The sequence below is a fragment of the Candidatus Woesearchaeota archaeon genome (genome assembly GCA_003694805.1).
Classification (GTDB): Archaea; Nanobdellota; Nanobdellia; order Woesearchaeales; family J110; genus J110.
In genome coordinates this window covers 1-3,134 of record RFJU01000017.1, presented here as the reverse complement: position 1 = coordinate 3,134, position 3,134 = coordinate 1, and the positions used below count along the sequence as shown (strand labels likewise).

The 3,134-nt window shown below is 53.2% G+C and carries 3 protein-coding genes; 1 reads left to right on the top strand and 2 read right to left on the bottom strand.

Annotated elements, in window-relative coordinates:
* A partial coding sequence (locus D6783_00780; protein ID RME53832.1) for a hypothetical protein occupies positions 1-228 on the top strand: 228 nt, incomplete at its 5' end.
* Here D6783_00780 and D6783_00775 read toward each other — a convergent pair.
* Positions 214-2,139, bottom strand: a complete 1,926-nt coding sequence (locus D6783_00775; protein ID RME53831.1) for an ATP-dependent DNA helicase — start codon at positions 2,137-2,139, stop codon at positions 214-216. The genes D6783_00780 and D6783_00775 overlap by 15 nt on opposite strands.
* 112 nt (positions 2,140-2,251) lie before the next feature.
* On the bottom strand, positions 2,252-2,971 hold the full coding sequence (locus D6783_00770; protein ID RME53830.1) for a nitroreductase family protein: 720 nt from the start codon (positions 2,969-2,971) through the stop codon (positions 2,252-2,254).
* Between the last annotated feature and the right edge of the window lie 163 nt (positions 2,972-3,134).

Below are 3,134 nucleotides of genomic sequence, written 5' to 3'. Positions count from 1 at the left end.
GGAGGCCAATACATCGTCAGGGGCCACGTCCTCTACAACAACAAGCTCAGCTACGAGCGAGAGTTCATCCTCAACGTCAACGGCGCCCCTCTTGCCACCGGCAACGCGACTGTGGCATCAGCCGTTGCAAGCCCCCTCGCTCAAACCTTCATCGTCGCGATAGCCCTCTTGCTCGTACTCATCGCCGTCAGAAAAAAGAAAAGAAAAGCAAGATCACGCATCTTCTGAACTCGTCTTCTCAGTGGCAAAATCCGCAAGGGTCTTGGGGCGCCCACCCCCGCCGGCGAAGAAATCCTCAATACGCTTCTTAAACAACGCCGTGATCTTCACATCCCACTCAGGAGGGAAATAACGAAGATAATTCTGCCACGCGTACCGCTCATCGAGGAACACAACAACACCCCTGTCCTTCTCACTACGAATGCACCGCCCCGCACTCTGCAACGCCATGTTAAACGCAGGAACAACGTAGCCGTACTCCCACCCCTTCCCGAACTTTCGATCATAGTACTCAATCAGGGCCTTCGTCTCCAAGTCAGGACGCTGCAAAGGCAAGCCAACAACCACAACGCCCCGAAGCAAGTCCCCTGGCAAGTCAACTCCCTCACTAAAGCTCCCGCTCGCAACACCCAAGAGGACCGCGCCAGACTCTTTATACGACTTAAAACGCTCAAGCAAATCAAGCTTCTCCTCCTTGCTCATCCTTGGCTGCTCCAAAAAAACAGTCTTCTTCACGGAAGAAACCAGGTGCTTGTACACCTCATCCCGAATCTGATAACTTGGCAAAAAAACTGCGACGTTTCCAGGAATAGTATGCACGAGCTCAACCACTACGCCGGCAATATCCCGGTACTGCTCATCAGACCGCTTTGAAAACTTCGTGCTCGTTCTAGGAACAACCAAGTTCAACCGGTTCTTCTTCGGAAACGGACTCGTAAACGTCCCCTCAAGACAATCTCCCGCACCTAAAATCTGAGCGTACATGCTTGTCGGCGTGAGCGTTCCCGACATCAAAATAGCAGACGCCGCACCCGTAATGACTTGCGCTGTCACCAGCGAAGGATCAAGGCAACGATATGACAAGACAAAAACATCTTCCCGTCCCGTGCTGATCTTCTTGAAAATCCTTGCAAACCCTTCGTCCGGCCCTAGCCACGCCCGCAAAAAATTCGCGACACTGCCCAGCGAGGATTGGCGCTGCTCTTCACGAACAAGATCCCCTGCTTTGTCCAACGCATCCAACAACGTCCCGTAGGGCGTAACACGATTCACCAACTCCACGAAACGCGAACGCTCAACAAACATTTCTTCCTCAGCACACTCTTTCCCCAACGTCGCCAACACGTCTTGCAACCCTCTGAGTCGATCCTCAAGCTCGGCCTCCCCCAATTTTTGCGCCTCCCCCGCCGCCCGCTGAAGCGAACGGGTTGTGAGACGCTCCGATACGAGCTCCTTCACCCTTCCAGGCACGTTATGCGCCTCATCAACAATCACGATACACCTATCAAGCTCCTTGCCAAGCTTTTTCAAGAACGTTTCGCGAATGACCGGGTGGAACACGTAAAAGTAATCAGCAACGACCACTCTCGCCTTGCCCGCCTGCAGAAGCGCAAGCTCGTAAGGGCACACGCCAACTTCTTTGCCGACTTCGACGATCTTCTCTGAACTCACCATCTCTGCGTTTTCGAGAAGAGAAAGCCCCCTCAACGCCTGCACTCCCTTTCCTTCCTTTTCCCTCGCCGCCTCGTAGAACACGCATTGCTTATCTTCACGAAGCGCTCTGCAAAAATCAGCGAAGTCCTTGCTAAACAGCGAATGAACACCCTCTTGAAGGCACAACCACTTCTTCCCAATAATATCAACAGCAGGAACGTGCAACCCGTGCTTTTCCTTGATTTTCTTCAACGTTTCCAACACGAGCTTGTGCTGGGTGTGCCGCGGTGTCACGAACAACACGGCCAAGTCCTGCTCAACCGCGCGGTTCAGGGCAGGGCTCAACGCCGCAGCTGTCTTGCCAAGCCCCGTCGGCGCATGGACGACGAGCGGCTTTCGCTCAACAATAGCCCGATCAACGAGCTCGAGCAACGCATCCTGCCCCTCTCGAATAACCTCATGAGGAAAAAGCCGACTAGCCGTCATGCCAAGGCAGAAACGCACCGATATTTAAATTACTTTAGGGGAGGCGAAGAAAAACCTTTCATCCAAAACCACTTCTTCATCTTATAAGAACATCATCAAAACTCATCTTTTTTTACTTTCGTCCCCCTCTCGCGTCTTCATCAAGCGCTTCCTTGTTGTCCTTCTTCTTCTGCAAACCTTCTCTCAGCCCTGACAAGCCTTTTCCCAGCGAAACACCAAGGCGCTCCAGACGAGATTTCCCCGCCCTGATACGTCGATCCCACTCCACCGAAAAGTCACGCGTATACCAATGCACGTTCGTGTATTTGCGTCCGAACCTCCCAAAGAACACCTGATACGGAAGCTCACGCATCACCTTTGGCTCCGGCGGCTCGGCAGGGTAGCCTAAGAGTACGATGCCCTGCACCCTCGCGGATTCCGGCACGTCCAGGACTGACGCGACCTTCTCCTCTTCCAACGAGCCAATCCAGACGGCGCCAAGACCGAGCGCATGAGCTGCCAGCAGCATATTCTCCATCGCGGCGGCACAGTTCTGCACGGTGAAGAGCCGCTCCCCCCGAAGCCCGTAATAATCGCTTGCACGTTCGTGCTCGCCCACGACGACGATCCCTGCCTGGGCCGTGGCGAAACACTCTTGGTCAGCACAGAACGGTCGAAGCTTGCGCACGTCCTCGTTCCCAGTAATGAGAATGAATTTCCAATTCTGCAAGTTACCCGAACTGGGCGCGTGGTTCCCAGCGTCGAGTACCGTCATGAGCTTATCAAACTCAATAGGAACTTCCGTAAACGATCGAATAGATCTGCGCGTGAAAATACACGCCAACGCATCCATCTCCCCCTCGTTTGAAGCTCCCAAAAAACCACCTTTGTTTTATTTTTTGTGCATCACGAACCAACACGCACGCTACAACCTTCCCATCCAAAACTTATAAATGTTTCGAGGGTTGCGTTTCGTTCACTTTGTGGATGGTAAGAGGTGGGTTGTTCAGTTAAGG